The sequence below is a fragment of the Ureibacillus sp. FSL K6-3587 genome, from assembly GCF_038593165.1.
Taxonomy (GTDB): domain Bacteria; phylum Bacillota; class Bacilli; order Bacillales_A; family Planococcaceae; genus Ureibacillus; species Ureibacillus suwonensis.
On record NZ_CP151969.1, the window covers coordinates 1,544,843 to 1,564,621 of the forward strand.

Sequence of the window (19,779 nt, forward strand, 5' to 3'; positions counted from 1 at the left end):
TTATTTTTTAATTAGTATGAACATGTACATTGTAACTTTACCTTTTTTTGAAAACAAGTAAATGGTATACTGTAAAAAATCCCCTTTTTCATAAACTTGTAATATATTTGAAAAATATAAAGGAAGATTATCATGTTACAATAACTTGAAGATGTAGTGCGCGAAACTTTTCCACTATTTGAACGTTATTTATAATATATATTTTTAAGGGATAGGTGGTAGGTATGGCGAAGGACGTGGATTTGAGGAAAATCGCTTTGAAATTATCAAAAACAGGTGTAACGGTAACAGTAACGAAATCACGGTTGGAATTGTTGAAAGTATTGGCACCACCAAAAACAACTACCCAATGTTAATTCGGATGAACAAAAATAAAAATTCCCGCATAGCGGGAATTTTTTTATAAATCATCCTCATCTTTTGCCGAGAACATGTATTTTCTGTAATGGTACTTCATGCTGAAGACAAGTCCGATCGCCAGGGCGTTTCCCATGAGTGAACTTCCTCCGTAACTGATGAAAGGCAAAGGAATACCCGTGATTGGAAGTAATTGGATCGTCATTCCGATGTTTTCGAATACATGGAAAGTGATCATTGCGATAATTCCGGCACAAACATATGTACAGAATGGATCTTTTAAGGTAAGGGTGATTTTGGTTAAATGGTAAATCAACAGGAAGTAAAGGCAGATAACAAAACTTGCGCCGATAAATCCCCATTCTTCACCAATGACTGAAAAAATGAAATCGGTGTGGTTTTCGGCAACATAAACTTCCCGGTTCATATACCCTTTGCCGAAGATTTCCCCTGATCCGATGGCGTTAAGGGAAGTGATCAAGTGATAACCCGCTTCATCCGCATAGGAATATGGATCAAGCCATGAATAAATCCGTCCAAAATGGTATGGCTTCACACCCAAGTGGTCTGCAAGGAAATCCTGCATATATAAAGCCATCCAAATTACGGTACTTCCTATAGCGGCGCCGCCTATAAAAATCGGAAGAATAATTTTCCAAGAAATACCTGCTGCAACAATTAACGCGGCGGTAATGGCAATAAACACCAATGAAGATCCCAAGTCGGGCTGTTGCATGATAAATGCAAGCGGAACGAATAAAGTGAGAGCGATTTTTCCTAATAATAATAAATCGGTTTTAATGGTTTTGATTGTGTATTTTTCGTGGTGAGCACTGATCAGTCTTGCGGCTGCCAGTATATAAAAAGTCTTCATGAATTCGGAAGGTTGAATGCTTCCAATTGGAAGGTGGTACCAGCTTTTGGCTCCGTTTTTTGGTTCACCGATTTGTCCTGGGCCTTCCGGCATAAAAATGAGCAAAACTAATAGAAAAATTCCGAAGCCATATAAATACCAAGACATTTTTTTGTATTGTTCCGGCTCGAAGTACATGACAAAAGCAATGATGAAGGCGCCGATGACGTACCATTGCAATTGTTTTATGACGAAATTTGTTTCGCCATATTGCCCCGTCGTTTGGGCTGAGGATATGGCCAACAAACTGATAATTAAAAATGTAATGAGTATAGCAGCAAGTTTCCAATCGAATCTTTCTGCAAAGTTTCTGTTATTTTCCATTTTGTCCACCTATGTTCTATAATATTGCATTTTACAATGTTCATCTATCAATATACTGTATCATATTTTATTATGCATTATCCCAAAAAAATGCCCATTACAGATTTAAACATTAGTTAAAGACGAATCCAATATGAAATTGTTTCAAAAAAACATAATTACATCATATAATAAACTTAACGGTTGTGGTAATGGAGAGTGATTGGATGGCAAAAAAACATAAGACGGTTGACGACTACTTTTATCATTTGTTTATACATATGAATGATGTCGATCGGTTTGTTATTTTTAGCGGTTTGACTTTGAAACAGTTTATTGGATCTGTTGATTCCATAAAAAATATTTTGCTTTTAAAGCACAATTACGAAGATGGTTTATTTAATATGCATACCCAGCTGGATTATATTCCGAATGACGAAATAAAAAACTTTGTGAAAAAGATGGAAGATTCAAATCGTGACTTATGCTGGGTGGATTTTTCGGACGAAAAGCAAATCAATCAGCTCACTCCCATGGAGCAGGCAGAATTATTATATTTAGGGCATAAAAAAGAACCTGTCACTACACCATTTTTTGTGAAATTGCAAAATCGTTATGTGTATTGTTCATCTGCGGATGATAAAACAACGAAAATTTACTTCCGTTATTTGGAAGATTTTGAAATGCTGATCTCAACCCTCATCAATAATATTATAAAGGAAAACGGTGGTAATGGAGGGTTCTGGCGAAGAAGATCGAAAGAGAGAATCCCAAAAATGGATGCCGCTTCATTAAAAGCATATCGCAGTTATTTCAAAGAGGGCGCAATTATTTCGATCTACAAGATGGAAAAACCGGAAAATCATTTTGGTGTTGAAATTCGCACACTCTCCGACTATGATTACCCTGATGAAGTATGGAACGATTTGAAAATCATTCTGAAACAGGACTATGACGAACTGATTAAACTGACGTAAACTTCCCTGTCCAAGGGTGCAGATGACAGGGAGTTTTTCTTTTGTATTCATGAAGACATTCTTTTCATGATAAACTAGTATTACTTAAAACTTGGAGGTCGAACAATGAAAAAACGGATCGGATTATTATATGGGGGGAAATCCGCAGAGCATGAAGTATCATTGATTACTGCCACTGCGGTAACGAAAGCCATTGATTTTGACAAATATGAAGTAATTCCGATTTATATCACCCTTGACGGTGAATGGTGCAGAGGTCCCCAACTGACAAAACCGGCGGAATCTGTTGAAGAATTGAAATTTACGAAGGAAGAAAGCAATCCGAATTATATTCTCGAGTTCATTTTAGATGAAAATGACAAACAAGCCAAATTTGATGTGGTTTTTCCTTTGCTCCACGGCACATATGGAGAAGACGGCACTGTTCAAGGGCTTCTTGAGCTGTTGAATCTGCCTTATGTTGGAAATGGTGTATTATCTTCCGCTGCCGGCATGGATAAAGTGATCATGAAGCAATTGTTCAGCGTAGCAGGATTGAACCAAGTGCCATTCGTGTATTTTATCCGCTACGAATGGGATCAAAATAAAGAAGCGTTGCTTTCAAAATGCGAGAATGAATTGACTTATCCGATGTTCGTCAAACCGGCCAATTTAGGTTCCAGCGTCGGCATCAACAAAGCATCCAATAGAGAGGAATTGGAAAAGGCCATCCACATCGCTTTTAAATATGACCGGAAAGTTGTTGTTGAACAGGGGATCGAAGCGCGGGAAATCGAGATGGCTGTGCTTGGCAACAATGAACCGAAAGTGTCTGTTCCAGGCGAAATCAAACCGACGACGGAGTTTTATGATTACGAATCAAAATATAAGGACGGATCCACCCAATTGATCATTCCTGCCGAAGTTTCTCCGGAAGTGGAAGCGAAAATGAAAGATATGGCCATCCGTGCATTTAAAATCTTGGATTGCGCCGGCTTGGTGAGAGCCGATTTCTTTGTGCGCGGAGATGAAGTATTGATCAATGAAGTGAATACAATGCCAGGTTTTACGCCGTTTAGCATGTATCCGCTTTTATGGCAGAACACCGGATTAAATTATCCGGAATTGATTGATCAGCTCATTGAACTTGCGATTGAACGACACAAAGAAAAACAACAACTTCAATTTAACAGAGAATAGTTGGGATGAACGATGAGAAAAAGAATTCAAGACATTGCAAAATGGTTAAATATTGATGCCGGAAATGACGGCGAGAAAATTGTAACGGGGGTTTCCATCGATACAAGAACCATTAAGGAAGGGGATTTGTTCATTCCTTTTCGCGGAGAAAAAACAAATGGGCATCAATATGTACGTCAGGCATTTGAAAAAGGAGCAAGCTGTTCTCTATGGCTGAAAGATGAACCGAATCCCCCAAAGGATGTTCCGCTTCTTTTCGTGGAAAATTCCGAGGCGGCGTTGCAGCAAATGGCGCGCAAGTACCGCGAAGAGTTGAAAGCGACTTTTATCGGAATTACCGGTTCAAACGGGAAAACATCTTCAAAAGATATTTTGGCAAGCTTGCTTTCCCCTTACTATAAAGTGCAAAAAACGATCGGGAACTTCAACAATGAACTGGGCTTGCCCCTGACTATCCTGTCTCTTGATGAGGATACGGAAATGGCCGTGTTGGAAATGGGGATGAGCGGGTTTGGCGAGATTGAATTTTTATCCACACTCGCGAAACCGCATTATGCGATTATTACAAACATTGGGGAAGCCCATATGCAGGAGCTCGGTTCCAGAGAGGGGATCGCGAGGGCGAAATTTGAAATTATCAAAGGTTTCGATTCGGACGGCGTTCTTTGTTACGACGGCGATGAACCTTTATTGAGGGCGTTGGTTGAAAAAACGCCTCAATTAAAGTCAAAAGCATTCGGTTTTGGAACAGGCAACGATTTGATGGTCAAAGCAATCGAAACGACGGAAAAAGGAAGCCGCTTTATTGTCGAAGGAGAGTTAAACGGAGAATTTTTCATCCCGATTTTAGGCAAACATCAAGTGAAAAATTCCTTGGGCGCCATGCTCGTGGCCAAATCTTTGGGCTTGTCCGAAGAGCAAATCCGCAAAGGTTTGTCCCAAGTTTCTTTGACAGATATGCGGATGCAGCTTATTCCTTTGGGAGATGTCTTATTTATTAACGATGCATACAATGCAGCTCCGACATCCATGAAAGCCGCCATTGACTTTGTCCAAACCACATCGATGCGGAAGGATAAATGGCTTGTTTTAGGAGATATGTTGGAGCTTGGGGAAAAAGAGCGCGAGTTCCATGAACAATTGGCGGAGTATATTGATGAAAACCGGATTTCGAGAATTTGTTTGTTCGGCCCCCGGATGGAATGGTTATATTACCGGCTGGCTCCAAAATTTTCAGGACGCATTATTCATACGAAAGAGGATTACGGAAAAATCATTGAGTATATCAAACAGCATGCAAATGAAGATTCGCTGATTTTATTAAAAGGATCCCGGGGCATGAAGCTGGAAACCATCTTAAGAGCTTTTCAACAAAATAAATAAGGATTCATCAAGAAAGTGAAATTCATGGAGGCTCCACCGATTAAAATGAACCAACGGATGGTCGAAGTGAATTTCACTTTTTTGTTGAACAACGGGGGGATTGCTGTGTCTATCGGTGTATTAATGTTGCATGGATTTTCCGGAGGGCCTTATGAAATGGAGCCTTTGACGGAATACATCAAAAACAATACGGATTGGATTGTGGAAACACCAACATTATGCGGCCATGGAGAGGAACTTTCATTAAAAGGTTTCACTGCGGAGCATTGGCTGATTGATGCGGAATTGGCCTATAAAAGATTGTCCGAAAAGGTGGAAAACGTCTATGTTGTGGGCTTTTCCATGGGAGGAGTCATCGCATTATATTTGGCGATGCGTTATCCGGTAAAGAAACTTGTGCTTCTGAGTGCAGCTGTAAAATACATCGCGCCGAAGCAGTTGATTGTGGAGCTGCAAAAAATTGCCAAGGAAGCGGTGGAAGGACAATTGAAAAATAATGAATTATTTAAGCAATATGAGTACAAGCTAAGAAGTGTACCTGTTAGTGCCGCAATTCAATTCATGCGAATCGTTCGGCGGGTGGAACCTTATATTGAAACAATCGATATCCCGACATTCATTGTGCAAGGTAAATGCGATGGGATCGTCCCATATTCGACGGCTCAATATCTATATGACAAACTTCCCACAACGGAAAAATATATTTATTTTTCATCTTGCGGAAAACACCATATTTGCTTCAGTGAAGATTGCGACACATGGTTTTCGGATGTTTTGCATTTTTTAAAGTCGTAAAAATGATACTTTTTAAGCAATATCATTGCATCCTTTGTGAGTACCTGTTAGACTAGGGAAAGCAATGGATACATTTTGTACCAAAGGCTCTTCAAAAGGTGTGAAGAGTACTTTTTTTTGAATGAATCGGTTTTATTCTATCCAAAACTGAGTAAAGCATAGAATGGAACCGCTCGGCAAAGACCGGGCTTTCCTTTTCATATAATTTGAATTATCTGAATGAGAAAATGATTATTTTGACGCAACGTTTCAATTTATAGCTCGACATTTGCCGACACTTCATCTGAAAAATGTAACCATTTGTCGACTTAAGAAAAAAGGAGATTGAAGAGTTTGACAAATTTTTCAGAATTTAATATCAGCGAATCTACATTACGTTCATTAAAACGGATGGGATTTGAAGAAGCAACACCAATCCAGGAAGGGACAATCAAGTTTGCTTTGGAAGGTCGCGACATTATCGGTCAAGCACAAACAGGTACAGGTAAAACGGCGGCGTTCGGTATCCCGATCATTGAGAAAATCGATACGAAAAATCCTGAGATTCAAGCTTTAATTATTGCACCGACACGTGAGCTCGCGATCCAAGTGTCAGAAGAACTTTATAAAATTGGATATGATAAGCGGGTGAAAATTTTATCGGTTTATGGGGGCCAAGATATCGGGCGGCAAATCCGCGCTTTGAAAAATAAACCTCAAATCATTGTAGGTACGCCAGGCCGGATCATTGACCATATCAACCGTCGCACATTGAAACTTGATCAAGTTCAAACCCTTGTTTTGGATGAAGCGGATGAAATGTTGAACATGGGCTTTATCGATGATATCAATGCGATTTTGGAGAAAGTGCCTAAAAATCGCCAAATGCTGTTGTTCTCTGCAACAATGCCGCCGGCGATTCGCAAAATTGCAACGAAATTTATGAGTAATCCGCAAGAAGTGAAAATTAAATCCAAGGAAATGACGGTTGAAAATATCGAGCAATACTTTGTAAAATCCCAAGAACGGGAAAAATTTGACATTTTAACCCGCTTATTGGATGTCCATCAGCCTGAACTCGCGATTGTTTTTGGCCGGACAAAACGCCGCGTCGATGAATTAGCGCAAGCGCTGAACATCCGTGGATATTTGGCGGAAGGCATTCACGGGGATTTAAGCCAATCAAAACGATTATCTGTGTTGCGTCAATTTAAAGAAAATAAAATTGATATCCTTGTTGCAACGGATGTTGCGGCACGGGGACTGGATATTTCCGGTGTTTCTCACGTCTACAATTTTGACATTCCGCAAGATCCGGAAAGTTATGTTCACCGCATCGGGCGAACTGGCCGTGCGGGGAAATCAGGCATTGCCGTTACGTTTGTAACGCCTCGGGAAATGGGATATTTGCGAATTGTGGAAGAAACAACGAAAAAACGCATTTCGCCCCTTCGGCCACCCACGCAAGATGAAGCTTTGGCAGGTCAACAAAAATTGGCTGTTGAAAGGCTCATCGAAATTGTTCAAGCGAACGACTTAAAAGATTACCGCATACTTGCGACGGAACTTTTGGAAAACTATGAAGCGGTGGATCTTGTAGCTGCAGCGATTAAATCATTCACAAAAGAGCCGGATGCTACACCGGTAAAAATTACAGAAGAAGCTCCTCTTCCAAAACGAAGAGAACGCTCCACAAGCGGTCGTGGAGGGGGACGCGGCGGGGTACGGAAAGAAGTCCGTGGCCGAAAAGAGAGAAGCGGACGCCGCAAAGGCAGATAGGAAATGAAAAAGCAGGAAGGAAAATCCTTCCTGCTTTTTATAGTGCGCCTGGCATGGGTGTAATCTATAGGGTGTAAGTCCCGAACTGTGAAGGCAGAAGTAACAGTTAGCTTAACGCAAGGGTGTCCGTGGTGACGCGGAATCTGAAGGAAGCGAGCGGCAAACTTCCGGTCTGAGGAACACGAACTTCATATAAGGCTAGGTATCATTGGATGAGTTTGCTAAACAAAACAAAGTCCTTTCTGCCAAAGGTGGTACAGAGTAAATGAAGCAGATAGATGGAAGGAAAGATTACATTCTTACCCGGGGAGGTCTGGCGGATATGTGAAGTACGCTTCATAACCTACTTAGTGATAAGTAGCTGAACCGTCAGAAGTCAGCAGAGGTCATAGTATTAGTTGGTTTAGAACTACTAAGAAGGACCGAACAATTAAGAGAGAATAGCCCTTGGCATTCAGTGAGTCATGATGAACACAGAAAACGTAGTACCTCACTTGAGGGAGGAAGCGGTGAATCCCGTGGGGTTCCTCTTGGAGGGTGGAGTGACCACTGGCATAAAGAGAACAGCTATTCACGGAAGTTATATAAAGACTTGCGTCAATCATCTTAATTGAACCGCCGTATACGGAACCGTACGTACGGTGGTGTGAGAGGACGGGAGTTAATCGCTCCCTCCTACTCGATTTTTTTATACTTTTTGGATTGATTCGACATATTGTTTGCGCAATTGGACTTTTTGGATTTTACCGGACGCTGTTTTTGGCAATTCATCCACGAAAGACGCGCTTTTGATCGCTTTAAAGTGGGCCAATTTCGAACGGGTGAAGTCAATGAGTTCTTGTTCAGTAACGCTGTGGCCTTCTTTTAATACAACGATGGCATGTGGCGTTTCCCCCCATTTTTCATGAGGAACCGCGATAACAGCCGCTTCCTTCACGGCTGGATGTTCATAAAGAACGCCTTCCACCTCGATGGAGGAGATATTTTCCCCGCCGCTGATGATGATGTCCTTTTTGCGGTCAGTGATATCGATGTATCCTTTTTCGTCAATTGTTCCTACATCACCGGTATGCAGCCAACCGTCCACAATTGTTTCCATAGTGGCGGTCTCGTTTCTCCAATAACCTTTCATTACACCGTTGCCGCGGACAACAATTTCACCCATCGTTTTTCCGTCATGAGGCACTTCTTCCCCATTTTCGTCCACCACTTTTACTTCCGTACCGATAAATGGCGTACCCGCTTTCGCTTTCAACCGGAATTTTTCTTCTTCCGGCAAATCCACGTATTGGGAAAGAATTCGGGAACCTAAACTGAGCGGTGAAGATTCCGTCATTCCATATACTTGAATGAATTCCCATCCCAGGTCTTTTTCAACTCGTCCGACAAACGCAGGTGGCGGAGCAGAACCCGCAATGACAACCCTGATATTTTTAGGAGTTTCAGGTTTGTGTTCATCGTAATATTGCAATAATGTATTTAATACCGTTGGGGCCATATGAATAACCGTTACATTGTATTTTTGGATGGCATCAAAAATTTGATCGGCTGCAACCTTTCTCAAAGTGACATGGGTTGCTCCGTTGGCAGTATAATAAAACGGTGAACCCCAGCCATTCACATGGAACATTGGCAGAACGTGCAAATATACGTCTTGATCTGTGACGCGCAAGAAATGCATCGAACTTAAAGCATGCAAATAGTTGTTGCGATGAGTGAGAAGAACCCCTTTTGGATTTCCGGTTGTTCCGCTTGTATATAATAAACTGCACTCATCATTTTCATCCAATTCCACACGGTCGAATTTCGAATCGTCGAAGCCTGCAAGCCACTCGTCATAACCGATTTCATTGGTTTCGTTATCTTTGTTATGAACAATGATTGTTTTTACGGTAACCAATTTTTCTTTGATCGGTTCAATTAAATGATAAAGCTCCTGGTCAACGAACAAAACTTTCGATTCGCTGTGATTTAAAATAAAAAGATAATCTTCCGGTTTCAAACGGATGTTTAAAGGCACCATCACTGCACCAACTTGGTAGATGCCATAAAAGCCCTCCAGCATTTCAATAGTGTTTGGCGCAAGATAAGCCACTTTATCGTATTTTTGGATGCCCAATGATTGCAGGCCTCTCGAGAGCTGGTTCACCCGATTATTGAACTCCCGATACGTGAAGCGCCGATCCCCTTCATAACCGATGACTGCTTCCTTGTCCCCATATAGTGCTACGGCACGATCTAAGAAATGGGTTAAAATTAAAGGTACATTCATTCTACATACACTCCTCCAATTCTTTTAAACGTGAACAATTCTCGCAACTTCATTGAAGATACAATAAGTTTATATGAATTTACATACCATAAAATGAGTCTTTTTCAAAGAGAATTTTGAATTTTGAAACAAATTTGAAAGTGAATCCGTATAGAATAGGAGTGACGGATTAGAGGTGAGGACAATGAGAAAAGAACTTGAACATCAAATACCACGAAAAGGGTTGACCGTGTGGCGGCTGTATGGTCTTATTTATACTTTGATTCTATCAATCATTGCAGGGATCCTTTGTTTTTTAACTTATCAATTGGATTGGTTGGACATTTTTTATTACATAGCGATAGGAGCAGTGTTGATCGTTGGATTCGCCTTCATTTGGCTGTTCCCAAAAATCCGGTGGGATCATTGGCGGTATGAGGTGAGGGAGCAGGAAATTGAAATCCAGAGCGGTTTGTTTGTCGTGAAAAGAACTTTAATCCCTATGGTTCGCGTACAACATGTGGACACCACACAAGGACCGATTCTCAAAAAATATGATTTGGCCAATATTGCGATTTCCACAGCGGCGACAACGCATGTGATCCCGATGCTGATAACGGAAGATGCCGACCAGCTGCGGGCGAGAATTTCCGAATTGGCGAGGGTGGCTGAAGATGATGTATAAGAAATATCGGCTCCATCCCATCTCTGCAGTCATTGGTTTTTTGAAAGGACTCAAAGACCTTTTTCCACCATTGCTTATTCTATTGATAGCGAACGGATTTAATTTCCGTGCGGATGCGAAACATTTTTGGGAGTACATTCCTGTTATCATCTTTATAGTGGTTATTATTTTTTATTTGATTTCCGGAATTATCGAATGGAGGACTTTTGTCTATTGGTTTGAAGATAATGAACTGCGGGTGGAATATGGATTGATTGTCAAAAAGAAGCGTTATATCCCTTTTGATCGGATTCAAAGCTTCAACTATAAAGAGACGATACTCCATCGCCTGTTCGGACTCGTGGAAGTCAATGTGGAAACGGCAGGGACCACATCCGGAAAGCCGGAAGCGGTATTCACCGCCATCACAAAAGAGGCTGCGGAGATTATTGAAAACGAAACAAAAAGAGCAAAAACCGGACAAAAACCGGGCGATGAACCGTTGGATGAAGCTGTTCAATCCAATCCCGAGGAGGAAGTATCGCAACCATCCCATGTGATATATAAAATGGCGCCAAAGGATTTGATATTACTTGCGACGACTTCCAATAGCATCGGTGTCGTTATTGCGGGGGTGGCGGCCTTTTTTTCCCAGTTTGCGGATATTATCCCGTCCGACTGGATTGTCGAAGAAGTGGCCGCAATTGTTCAATTCGGAATGATGTTCGTCGCGTTTCTCCTTTTCATCGCATTTTTCATTGCCTGGATACTGTCGGTCATGATCACATTTGTGAATTATTATGATTTCACGGTTGTACAGGAAAATGATCGGATCATTATTACACGGGGGCTGTTGGAAAGAAAGCGGATTATTATTCCACTCAATCGGGTGCAGGGAATCAAGATCATCGAGAATCCTTTGAGACAGCTTACCCGTTATGCAACGGTCGTTGTGGAAAGCGCGAGCTGGGGATTTGGGAAGAATGATACAAATATCGCGATGTTCCCGCTCATTTCAAAAAAAGAAATGTACGAACCATTGCGGCGTTTATTTCCACAGTTTTCGCTCCAATTTGAAAACGGATTGATCCGTCCGCCAAAAAAATCCCGGCCGCACTTTTACAGAGTGTATATCATAGGTTTGATTCCAATCATTGCGATATGTTCATATTTCTTTTATCCGGTCGGGTTATTGTCCATCTTGCTCCCATTTCTTGTTTTCGTGTTGGGTTTGTGGCAATACAAAACAAATGGCTATTTGATTTCCGGAAACCAGTTGACATTAAGGTATCGCATCATCAGCCGGTTGACATTTATCGCCGAAAAGAAACGGATTCAAGTCATTCAAAAGAAACAAAATTATTTTCAAAAAAGGAAAAACATCGCTACCGTTCAGGCAACGGTCATGTCCGGCATTGGCGGTGCAACAGGGAAAGTCGCCCACCTGGACGAATCGGATGTCGATGCGATCCTGTCTTGGTTTGAACGGTCCAAAGAAAATAAAGGGACGGCAGAATAAATTTTCGATATATCAAAAAAACATCATTTTGGTGTTGCGCCAAAATGATGTTTTTTGCATTTGTCCCAGCCTTTAATAAATCATTTTTTGTTGTCCAATTTTAGTGTTATTTCATGCGCCAACGTAATATATTTTTTGGTGAGAAGTAAGCAAGTCCCAACAAGAATCCGGTAATCAATCCACCAATGTGGGCGTAAATGTTAATATTTGGCTGTAAAAAGGTCATAATCAACCCAATAATAATGATCGGCATAATGATTTGTTTCAGTTGAGGCATTGTGTTTCTGGTATAGTAGACAAGTGCTGCATAAGCTCCGAAAATGCCATAAATCGAACCACTGGCCCCCACACTTGCATATTCCCCGGATTGAAAAATGAATGTCGCAACGTTACCGAAAATTCCCGAAAACAAATAAATGGTGATAAAACGCAGTTTCCCTGCAATTCTCTCCAATTCTGGCCCGAATAAAAACAACGAAAACATATTAAACAATATGTGGAAAAACCCTGCGTGCAAGAATGTGGAAGTGATGACCCGCCACCACTCGCCTTCAGCAATCAACCAATTGACGCTCATTCCCATGTAAAATATCGTATCACCAATAACAGGAATCATTGTTAGTATATAAATGATAAGATTTAGCGCAATAATCGTTGCAACAACCGGATAATATTTGATATATTGCCTGAAATTTTCTGTACGAACAAACATAATCGTCACCTCAATTTATAAAATTATTATACATTGTTGTTAGAGATTAATAAAAGGAGAACTTCATCATATGATAAAAGGAATAGGTTTGGACATAGTGGAGATTGAACGGATCAAGGAGCTGATGAATCGGACTGATAAATTTCATAAGCGCATTTTATCGGAGCGGGAGTTGGATATTTTTAATCATCTTTCTGAAAAAAGAAAATATGAATTTTTAGCAGGGAGATTTGCAGCAAAGGAAGCTTTCTCAAAAGCCAATGGCACTGGAATAAGGGAGGGATGTGAATTTCATCAGATTGAAATCTTAAATGATGAACTGGGAAAACCGGTACTTTACTTTCATGGCCAAGCAGTCAATGGTTTTGTCAGCATCACCCATTCAAGGGATTATGCTGCGGCACAAGTGATCATTATGAGTTCATGATGCCATCAATGATTTTTTGTTGTTGTCCAATAGTGATAGCATAAACCTCTATTTGCCTTCATATATTTGTCCTATCCAGTTAGAGTAGAAAGGATGGAGTTTTGAGACAGAAGTTAACGATATTTATTGTTTTGCTGTTAAGTGTCATCGTACTTGGTGCTTGCGGTAAAGATTCAAAGGAAGAAGTTTTGGAGAAGTTGCATGAAAAATGGGCTGAAGGGAAAGGCTATGAACTGGATGCGACGATGGAAATCAAAACGGGAAGCGAACCGAGAGTGTATGATGTCAATGTATGGCATACACGGCCGGATTTCTATCGCGTTCAAGTTTCACAAAAAGATGAAGATGTAACGCAGATGATCATCCGCAATAAAGAAGGAGTATTCGTAGTCACGCCTTCGCTCAAGAAAACGTACAAGTTCCAAAGCGAGTGGCCGAAACAAAATAGCCAGCCGTATTTAATCGGAGCGTTGGCCGAGGATTTGTTGGCGGATAAAAATGTGGCGATGGAAGAAACGGATGACAGCTACATTTTTACAGCGGCAACGAGAAACAACCATAAGAGCATCATGCCGACACAAAAGGTGACTGTAGATAAGAAAACGCTGTTGCCGAAATCCGTTTCGATCCTGAACGAAGCTGAAGAGGAGCAAATGCTCATCACCTTCAAAAAGATTGATTTAGGCGTCCAACATAAGGAAAAAGAATATGCAGTTGAGCAATTTACAAAAGATGAAGAAAATGTGGCAACTGAAGAAAAGGAAAGCGCCGATTTCCAAACATATTATCCGGTGCTTGCTTGGGACAACACGACTTTAGTGGATGAAAAAAGAATCGAAGGCGAAGATGGAGTCGAACGGGTGATTTTAACATTTGAAGGGGATAAATCCTTCACATTGGTACAAGAACCGATTGAAATAGGTGAATCCGCAACGATTCCGGTATTCCAACCAGGGGAATTACTGGATATGGGCTTTACAATCGGAGCTATTACGGATCATTCCATCAGCTTCGAAAAGGATGGCATTTCCTTCTTCATTGCATCCAATGACTTAACGCAAGAAGAAATGATAGAAGTGGCAGCTTCCATTACGGCAGGCAGTCTGAAATAGTAATTCGTTGCGTTGTTGGACGGAGAGTTTTACAATACAAGAAGAAAACCTATAGAAATTTCATGGTTTAAAAAAAGAAAAAGAGGGAAAACTAACAAATGCGTAACAATAAGCACTTCCGTCCAACAAAAGCTATCATCGATTTAGATGCAATCAAATATAATGTTTTACAATTAAAAAAACATATCCAACCTAATGTGAAAATTATTGCAGTTGTGAAGGCAAATGCTTATGGACATGGTGATGTGGAAGTGACGAAAGCAGCCCTTGAAGCGGGGGCAAGCATGCTCGCAGTGGCCACTCCCGAAGAAGCGCTTCATGTTCGTAAGCATTTACCCACTGTTGATATATTGGTATTAGGATATTCGCCTGTTTCATTTGCCGAATATGCGGCAAATGAAAATATTACATTGACGGTTTATTCTTCCGATTGGGTTGAAGAGGCCAAAAAAAGTTGCAATAAACCATTAAAATTACATATTAAAGTCGATACCGGAATGCATAGGATCGGCGTAACATCAGAAAAAGAATTGCGCTCACTGTATGAAAAGATACAATCTGCCGAACAATTTATTTTGGATGGGATTTTTACCCATTTTGCGACTGCTGATGAAGAGGATGATTCCTACTTCCAAAAACAAGCCAACCGATTTGAACAATTCCTGAAAGCATTGCCGGAAAAGCCGAGACTTGTGCATGTTGCGAACACGGCAACCGCTTTAATCAAGGATGCACGTTTACAATATGATGCAGTACGTTTCGGCATATCCATGTATGGCTTGGCACCTTCCGAATTTGTCAAATCCAAATTGCCTTATCCGTTGAAACCGGCCTTTTCTTTGGAAACGGAATTAGTTGCCGTTAAACAAATCGGGCCTGGTGAGTCAGTTGGCTACGGTGCCACTTTTACCGCAGAACAACCAACTTATATCGGTACATTGCCGATCGGTTATGCAGACGGATTAATTCGTAAATATAGCGGACAGGATGTTTTGATCGATGGGAAAAGAGTTCCCATTGTGGGAAGAATTTGTATGGATCAATGTATGATTGCATTACCTGCTGCATATAATATTGGTGAAAAAGTCGTTTTAATAGGAAAACAAAAAAACGAAGAAATTACAATTGATGAGTGGGCTGCCAAAGTAGACACTATAAACTACGAAGTTCCTTGCATCATCACTTCTAGAGTACCCAGAATTTACTACAAAAATTAATAAATATCGACAAAAACCTCAACAAAAACTGTGAAAAACCAAAAAATTGTAACATCTTGTCTTTTCTTCTCTAATTGATGGTGTTAGAATGAGAGAGAGTGATGAGATTAGGTTATGGTTTTTGTGGAGGTGCTTATTGTGTACGCAAAGAGAGTGAATGATGCAAAGGAAATTACGGTGGCTCTTCCTCACGAAATGATGAAATTTTGCGGTGTGGAGAACGAAAACAATGAGGTAATTGTTTACGTTTCTAAACGCAGAGTGGTTGCATGTAAACCAAATCAAATACGGGAGGCTTTAATCAGAGGGTATGTAGAAATGGGACAAATTAATTTGTCGATTTCAAGCGAATGTCTACATGCCGAGTATGAAGCAGAGCATACAGTGGAGCGTCTCGTAAGCGGGGGATGACATTATTGATTGTTAAACGTGGGGACGTTTTCTTTGCAGATCTGTCACCTGTCGTTGGTTCTGAACAAGGTGGCACTAGGCCTGTCTTGATTATCCAAAATGATATTGGTAATCGATTCAGTCCTACTGTGATTATTGCAGCGATCACTGCGCAAATTCAAAAAGCAAAATTACCTACCCATGTCGAAATCGATGCGAAAAAGTACGGTTTCGAAAGGGATTCGGTAATTTTGCTTGAGCAATTGCGTACCATCGATAAGTCCAGATTAACAGACCGAATAACCCATTTGGATGATGAACTAATGGAAAAAGTGGATGTTGCTTTAGAAATTAGTCTAGGGTTAATAAAATTTTGAATACATAAGAAAGGGTGGCTGATAAAGCGGACAACGCTTTATCAGCTTTTTTTGCAAAAAAGAGGAGATTGGCATCCCAATTCAGAAAATAATATATTCACTGGGCGAAAAGGGGAAATCGGACAAATTCCCTTTATGCTACTAGTATTAAGTATCCAATATAATTTATGTCATTGATGGAAAGTAATTCAATACGTTATGATAAATACATACTACGATCCTTTTTTAAAAATTTTTCTCTACATAATAAATTCATAGATATAGAGAGATAGTAATCGTTAGGGAAAATCAATGGGGGTGTTAAAAATGAGAGATCACCCGACAGTAAAGATTGTGACAGAATTAGATATTGTTGCTGCACGTCGATTAAGTCGCTATATGGCGAAAGAGATCGGATTTGGAGTTGTTGATCAGGCGAGAATCGCCACTGCCACCAGTGAATTGGCAAAAAATATATATTTATATGCCACCACAGGCGAAATTATTGTAGAGAAAATAGAGAAAGACGGGCAAAAAGGGATTGCCATAACAGCGATAGATAATGGTCCAGGCATTGCGAATCCCCACAAAATACTGGAAGACGGTTATGCAAAATCAAGCAGTCAAGGCGCCGGACTTCCAGGTGTAAAGCGATTGATGGATTCAATACAAATCAACTCGGAAATCGGTAAAGGAACTGTCATCAGGATTGAAAAGTGGGTGAAATAGGGGAGTGAATTCTTCTTGAAAGAATTGAAAGTTCAGTACGAAAAAGTGTTGTCAGATTATCTGTTGAATCAAAATGAGAGCAATTTATATATTGGCCAAAATCTGGTGCGGGAATTAATGAGAAGCAATGTTTCACCGGAAGATTTGGTCAGCATTCATAAACAATCGATGGAAAATATCGTTCCAAACCTTCCTGAATCCGTTTCGAATTCTTTCGACTTTTTAATCGAAGTGATGGTTCACTTTGGGCTCAAGCTGAAGGAACACCAAAGTCTATTATTAAAGCAGGAAGAAATCCGGATCGAAATGGAAATAGCGGCAAAAATCCAAAATTTATTGCTTGAAACGAAAATTCCAAAACCAAATGGACTCGATATCGGAATGGTTTCTGTGCCGGTCCGGAAAATGAATGGGGATTATGTCCATTTTATGCATGATGACGGAAACTATTTCAGTGTTGCGGTGACAGATGTGGTTGGAAAAGGTGTGCCGGCAGCACTGTGCATGTCCATGGTGAAATATGGGTTGGATACGTTGGAATATGCAAACAATAACCCATCTTATGTACTTGAAGTGCTGAATCGCATCATCGAAAAAAGTGTCGATGACAGCATGTTTGTATCGATGTTCTATGGCCGGTATGATTTGGAGAACGATATCTTCACTTTTGGTTCAGCCGGCCATGAGCCTGCACTCTACTATAATTCTAAAGATCAAACTTTTTCAGACCTGGATTCCAAAGGATTGTTGCTGGGAGTATTGCCTGAAATCAAGTATTCCCAAAAAGACATTCATCTATCAGAAAACGATTTTATCATTTTGATTACAGATGGGGTGACAGAATTCAGAAATATGGACAATTTTGATTCCCGCGCCTATATCAAAAGGCTGGCGAAATCGTTAAGCCATTTAAGCGCACAGGATATGTGCAACAAGATATTTGAAAATTTGAATAAATTGCATAATTTTCAATTGGCGGATGATTTTACGATTGTTACTATTAAAAAATATTAAAAGGTAATATATATTCAGGTTTAATCACTAAGAATTTTGGGAAAGGTACTATAGTCAATTTGGAGGTGTCCTGGATGAATGTCAACGTGCAATTTCGGGAAGAGGAAAATAGAATTTATGGAATTATAGAAGGGGAAATTGATACTTTCACGGCTCCTATTTTAAGAGATGAGCTGGATATTATTTCGATCAAGGAAAACATGAACATTGAATTGGACTTATCAAAGGTTACTTATATGGATAGTACAGGATTGGGTGTGTTTGTTGCATTTTATAAGAAGGTATTGAAAGAAAATGCCAATTTAAAGTTGGTACGCCTATCTGGTCGCTTAGCCAGACTTTTTGAAATCACAGGGCTGAGTGAATTAATGGATATTGAAACTGATAAAAAGGTGGAACCTGCAAATGAGTGCATTTGACTATGTAGAAATTCGAATACCTGCTAAACCGCAATATGTAAGCGTCATTCGTCTAACAATCTCCGGATTAGCTGCCAGATTAGGTTTTTTGTACGATGAAATAGAAGATATGAAAATCGCGGTGAGCGAAGCGGTCACAAATGTGGTGCAGCACGCCTATCAAGGTGTGGATGAGGGGGAAGTTGTTATCGGATGCGCATTGTACAAGGACAAAATGGAAATTATGGTCTCCGATTACGGCAATGGGTTTAATTTTGAGGAAATTAAATCAAAAATCGGACCATATCGGGAAGATGAAAATATCTCAAGTTTACGCGAAGGTGGACTTGGCTTTTATCTAATGGAAACTTTAATGGACGAGGTGAGAGTGAACAATGAAGGTGGAGTTACTGTTTTCATGACGAAATTTGTCGCAAGAGAGCAGGTGAATGAAAATGTCCACAAGATCCCAATCACTTAGACCTGAAGAAGAAGTCATTTCCGACATCCTTGAATATCAAAAAAACGAAGATGAAGAACTTCTGACAAAGATAGTCCTTTATTATGAAGATTTAGTGGAATCCATTGCTAAAAAATATTCGTACGGAAAATCTCTCTATGATGATGTGTATCAAGTAGGGATGTTAGGGTTATTGGGGGCAATCAAACGCTACGATCCTTCTCTCGGAAAAAAATTTGAGGCTTTTGCCATCCCTACAATCATAGGTGAAATCAAACGTTTTTTGCGGGATAAAACTTGGGATGTGCACGTTCCACGACGCATAAAAGAACTGGGACCGAAGATCAAAACAGCAGTTGAACATTTGACGATTAAGTTGCAACATTCTCCATCCATACCCGAAATCGCAGAATACTTGGGCGTTGAAGTGGAAGAAGTATTGGAAGCGATGGAAATCGGCAAAAACTATCAAGCTTTATCGATTGATCATTCCATCGAATCGGATACGGACGGAAGCACTGTGACATTATTGGATATGATTGGACAGGAAGATGATCGCTATGAACTGACCAACAAAAGGATTGTCTTTTCCGAAATCATCAATGTATTATCCGAACGGGAGAAGAAAATCATTCAACTCACCTTTTTGGAGCAATTAAGTCAAAAAGAAGCCGGTGAAATGTTGGGAATATCTCAAATGCATGTTTCCCGAATCCAGAGAAAGGCGATTGAAAAATTAAAAAGTGCCATTGCGACAAACAGTAGCGTTTCAATTTGATAGTTTCATAGATTGTGGACAAGCCTGCTCGTTTATTTTTGGAGTAGGCTATTATTTTTTTTGCAAAAATGCGTATGACAGCTATCT

The 19,779-nt window shown here is 40.3% G+C and carries 22 protein-coding genes; 19 read left to right on the plus strand and 3 right to left on the minus strand.

Annotated elements, in window-relative coordinates:
- Nucleotides 1-224 precede the first annotated feature (224 nt).
- On the plus strand, nt 225-356 hold the full coding sequence (locus NSS77_RS07600) for an Lmo0850 family protein (RefSeq protein WP_342471056.1): 132 nt from the start codon (nt 225-227) through the stop codon (nt 354-356).
- 44 nt (nt 357-400) lie between these two features.
- Here NSS77_RS07600 and NSS77_RS07605 read toward each other — a convergent pair whose 3' ends face one another.
- On the minus strand, nt 401-1,594 hold the full coding sequence (locus NSS77_RS07605; RefSeq protein ID WP_342471057.1) for an FtsW/RodA/SpoVE family cell cycle protein: 1,194 nt from the start codon (nt 1,592-1,594) through the stop codon (nt 401-403).
- A gap of 206 nt (nt 1,595-1,800) precedes the next feature.
- Here NSS77_RS07605 and NSS77_RS07610 point away from each other — a divergent pair, with 206 nt between their 5' ends.
- The 6 genes from NSS77_RS07610 to NSS77_RS07635 all read left to right on the plus strand — a co-directional run bounded on the left by NSS77_RS07610 (nt 1,801) and on the right by NSS77_RS07635 (nt 8,279).
- Complete coding sequence (locus NSS77_RS07610) at nt 1,801-2,550, plus strand: hypothetical protein (RefSeq protein WP_342471058.1); 750 nt, start codon at nt 1,801-1,803, stop codon at nt 2,548-2,550.
- Nucleotides 2,551-2,655: 105 nt separating this feature from the next.
- Entirely contained in the window at nt 2,656-3,729 is a 1,074-nt protein-coding gene (locus NSS77_RS07615) for a D-alanine--D-alanine ligase (protein ID WP_342471059.1), read from the plus strand.
- A 12-nt stretch (nt 3,730-3,741) separates the two neighbouring features.
- Nucleotides 3,742-5,112 (plus strand): UDP-N-acetylmuramoyl-tripeptide--D-alanyl-D-alanine ligase, encoded by a 1,371-nt coding sequence (gene murF / locus NSS77_RS07620; protein ID WP_342471060.1) that lies wholly within the window; start codon nt 3,742-3,744, stop codon nt 5,110-5,112.
- A 105-nt stretch (nt 5,113-5,217) separates the two neighbouring features.
- A complete protein-coding gene (locus tag NSS77_RS07625; protein WP_342471222.1) occupies nt 5,218-5,907 on the plus strand; it encodes an alpha/beta fold hydrolase in 690 nt (229 codons plus the stop codon).
- A 333-nt stretch (nt 5,908-6,240) separates the two neighbouring features.
- On the plus strand, nt 6,241-7,665 hold the full coding sequence (locus tag NSS77_RS07630; protein WP_342471061.1) for a DEAD/DEAH box helicase: 1,425 nt from the start codon (nt 6,241-6,243) through the stop codon (nt 7,663-7,665).
- A gap of 464 nt (nt 7,666-8,129) precedes the next feature.
- A complete protein-coding gene (locus tag NSS77_RS07635) occupies nt 8,130-8,279 on the plus strand; it encodes a hypothetical protein (protein ID WP_342471062.1) in 150 nt (49 codons plus the stop codon).
- A 74-nt stretch (nt 8,280-8,353) separates the two neighbouring features.
- On the opposite strand, the gene NSS77_RS07640 is transcribed toward NSS77_RS07635, so the two are convergent.
- Nucleotides 8,354-9,937, minus strand: a complete 1,584-nt coding sequence (locus tag NSS77_RS07640) for a long-chain-fatty-acid--CoA ligase (protein ID WP_342471063.1) — start codon at nt 9,935-9,937, stop codon at nt 8,354-8,356.
- A 184-nt stretch (nt 9,938-10,121) separates the two neighbouring features.
- On the opposite strand from NSS77_RS07640, the gene NSS77_RS07645 reads away from it, so the two are divergent.
- Nucleotides 10,122-10,601, plus strand: coding sequence for a PH domain-containing protein (locus NSS77_RS07645; RefSeq protein WP_342471064.1), 480 nt, complete (start codon nt 10,122-10,124; stop codon nt 10,599-10,601).
- A complete protein-coding gene (locus NSS77_RS07650) occupies nt 10,591-12,099 on the plus strand; it encodes a PH domain-containing protein (RefSeq protein WP_342471065.1) in 1,509 nt (502 codons plus the stop codon). Before NSS77_RS07645 ends, NSS77_RS07650 begins: the two co-directional genes overlap by 11 nt.
- A 106-nt stretch (nt 12,100-12,205) precedes the next feature.
- On the opposite strand, the gene NSS77_RS07655 is transcribed toward NSS77_RS07650, so the two are convergent.
- A complete protein-coding gene (locus NSS77_RS07655; RefSeq protein ID WP_342471066.1) occupies nt 12,206-12,811 on the minus strand; it encodes a rhomboid family intramembrane serine protease in 606 nt (201 codons plus the stop codon).
- A gap of 70 nt (nt 12,812-12,881) precedes the next feature.
- Here NSS77_RS07655 and acpS point away from each other — a divergent pair, with 70 nt between their 5' ends.
- The 10 genes from acpS to sigB all read left to right on the plus strand — a co-directional run bounded on the left by acpS (nt 12,882) and on the right by sigB (nt 19,692).
- Nucleotides 12,882-13,238, plus strand: a complete 357-nt coding sequence (gene acpS / locus NSS77_RS07660) for a holo-ACP synthase (protein WP_342471067.1) — start codon at nt 12,882-12,884, stop codon at nt 13,236-13,238.
- A 101-nt stretch (nt 13,239-13,339) separates the two neighbouring features.
- Nucleotides 13,340-14,350: an outer membrane lipoprotein carrier protein LolA gene (locus NSS77_RS07665; protein WP_342471068.1), complete on the plus strand. Its 1,011-nt coding sequence runs from the start codon at nt 13,340-13,342 to the stop codon at nt 14,348-14,350.
- A 98-nt stretch (nt 14,351-14,448) separates the two neighbouring features.
- Nucleotides 14,449-15,567 carry an alanine racemase gene (gene alr / locus NSS77_RS07670; protein WP_342471069.1) on the plus strand — a complete coding sequence of 373 codons (1,119 nt, stop codon included), beginning with the start codon at nt 14,449-14,451 and terminating at the stop codon, nt 15,565-15,567.
- 138 nt (nt 15,568-15,705) lie between these two features.
- A complete protein-coding gene (locus NSS77_RS07675) occupies nt 15,706-15,978 on the plus strand; it encodes a transcriptional regulator (protein ID WP_342471070.1) in 273 nt (90 codons plus the stop codon).
- 5 nt (nt 15,979-15,983) lie between these two features.
- Nucleotides 15,984-16,334, plus strand: coding sequence for a type II toxin-antitoxin system PemK/MazF family toxin (locus NSS77_RS07680; protein ID WP_342471071.1), 351 nt, complete (start codon nt 15,984-15,986; stop codon nt 16,332-16,334).
- Nucleotides 16,335-16,640: 306 nt separating this feature from the next.
- On the plus strand, nt 16,641-17,042 hold the full coding sequence (locus tag NSS77_RS07685; protein ID WP_342471072.1) for an anti-sigma regulatory factor: 402 nt from the start codon (nt 16,641-16,643) through the stop codon (nt 17,040-17,042).
- A 15-nt stretch (nt 17,043-17,057) separates the two neighbouring features.
- Nucleotides 17,058-18,056, plus strand: a complete 999-nt coding sequence (locus NSS77_RS07690; protein ID WP_342471073.1) for a PP2C family protein-serine/threonine phosphatase — start codon at nt 17,058-17,060, stop codon at nt 18,054-18,056.
- Nucleotides 18,057-18,130: 74 nt separating this feature from the next.
- A complete protein-coding gene (locus NSS77_RS07695; RefSeq protein ID WP_342471074.1) occupies nt 18,131-18,475 on the plus strand; it encodes an STAS domain-containing protein in 345 nt (114 codons plus the stop codon).
- Complete coding sequence (rsbW, locus tag NSS77_RS07700; protein ID WP_342471075.1) at nt 18,462-18,935, plus strand: anti-sigma B factor RsbW; 474 nt, start codon at nt 18,462-18,464, stop codon at nt 18,933-18,935. Before NSS77_RS07695 ends, rsbW begins: the two co-directional genes overlap by 14 nt.
- A complete protein-coding gene (sigB, locus tag NSS77_RS07705; RefSeq protein ID WP_342471223.1) occupies nt 18,910-19,692 on the plus strand; it encodes an RNA polymerase sigma factor SigB in 783 nt (260 codons plus the stop codon). The genes rsbW and sigB overlap by 26 nt, the downstream gene beginning before the upstream one ends.
- Nucleotides 19,693-19,779 lie beyond the last annotated feature (87 nt).

Excerpts from the sequence above, each read along its gene's own strand:
- NSS77_RS07600 (WP_342471056.1), top strand. The coding sequence starts at position 225 with ATGGCGAAGGACGTGGATTTGAGGAAAATCGCTTTGAAATTATCAAAA.
- NSS77_RS07605 (WP_342471057.1), bottom strand. The coding sequence starts at position 1,594 with ATGGAAAATAACAGAAACTTTGCAGAAAGATTCGATTGGAAACTTGCT.
- NSS77_RS07610 (WP_342471058.1), top strand. The coding sequence starts at position 1,801 with ATGGCAAAAAAACATAAGACGGTTGACGACTACTTTTATCATTTGTTT.
- NSS77_RS07615 (WP_342471059.1), top strand. The coding sequence starts at position 2,656 with ATGAAAAAACGGATCGGATTATTATATGGGGGGAAATCCGCAGAGCAT.
- murF (WP_342471060.1), top strand. The coding sequence starts at position 3,742 with ATGAGAAAAAGAATTCAAGACATTGCAAAATGGTTAAATATTGATGCC.
- NSS77_RS07635 (WP_342471062.1), top strand. The coding sequence starts at position 8,130 with ATGATGAACACAGAAAACGTAGTACCTCACTTGAGGGAGGAAGCGGTG.
- NSS77_RS07640 (WP_342471063.1), bottom strand. The coding sequence starts at position 9,937 with ATGAATGTACCTTTAATTTTAACCCATTTCTTAGATCGTGCCGTAGCA.
- NSS77_RS07645 (WP_342471064.1), top strand. The coding sequence starts at position 10,122 with ATGAGAAAAGAACTTGAACATCAAATACCACGAAAAGGGTTGACCGTG.
- NSS77_RS07650 (WP_342471065.1), top strand. The coding sequence starts at position 10,591 with ATGATGTATAAGAAATATCGGCTCCATCCCATCTCTGCAGTCATTGGT.
- NSS77_RS07655 (WP_342471066.1), bottom strand. The coding sequence starts at position 12,811 with ATGTTTGTTCGTACAGAAAATTTCAGGCAATATATCAAATATTATCCG.
- acpS (WP_342471067.1), top strand. The coding sequence starts at position 12,882 with ATGATAAAAGGAATAGGTTTGGACATAGTGGAGATTGAACGGATCAAG.
- alr (WP_342471069.1), top strand. The coding sequence starts at position 14,449 with ATGCGTAACAATAAGCACTTCCGTCCAACAAAAGCTATCATCGATTTA.
- NSS77_RS07685 (WP_342471072.1), top strand. The coding sequence starts at position 16,641 with ATGAGAGATCACCCGACAGTAAAGATTGTGACAGAATTAGATATTGTT.
- NSS77_RS07695 (WP_342471074.1), top strand. The coding sequence starts at position 18,131 with ATGAATGTCAACGTGCAATTTCGGGAAGAGGAAAATAGAATTTATGGA.
- rsbW (WP_342471075.1), top strand. The coding sequence starts at position 18,462 with ATGAGTGCATTTGACTATGTAGAAATTCGAATACCTGCTAAACCGCAA.
- sigB (WP_342471223.1), top strand. The coding sequence starts at position 18,910 with ATGTCCACAAGATCCCAATCACTTAGACCTGAAGAAGAAGTCATTTCC.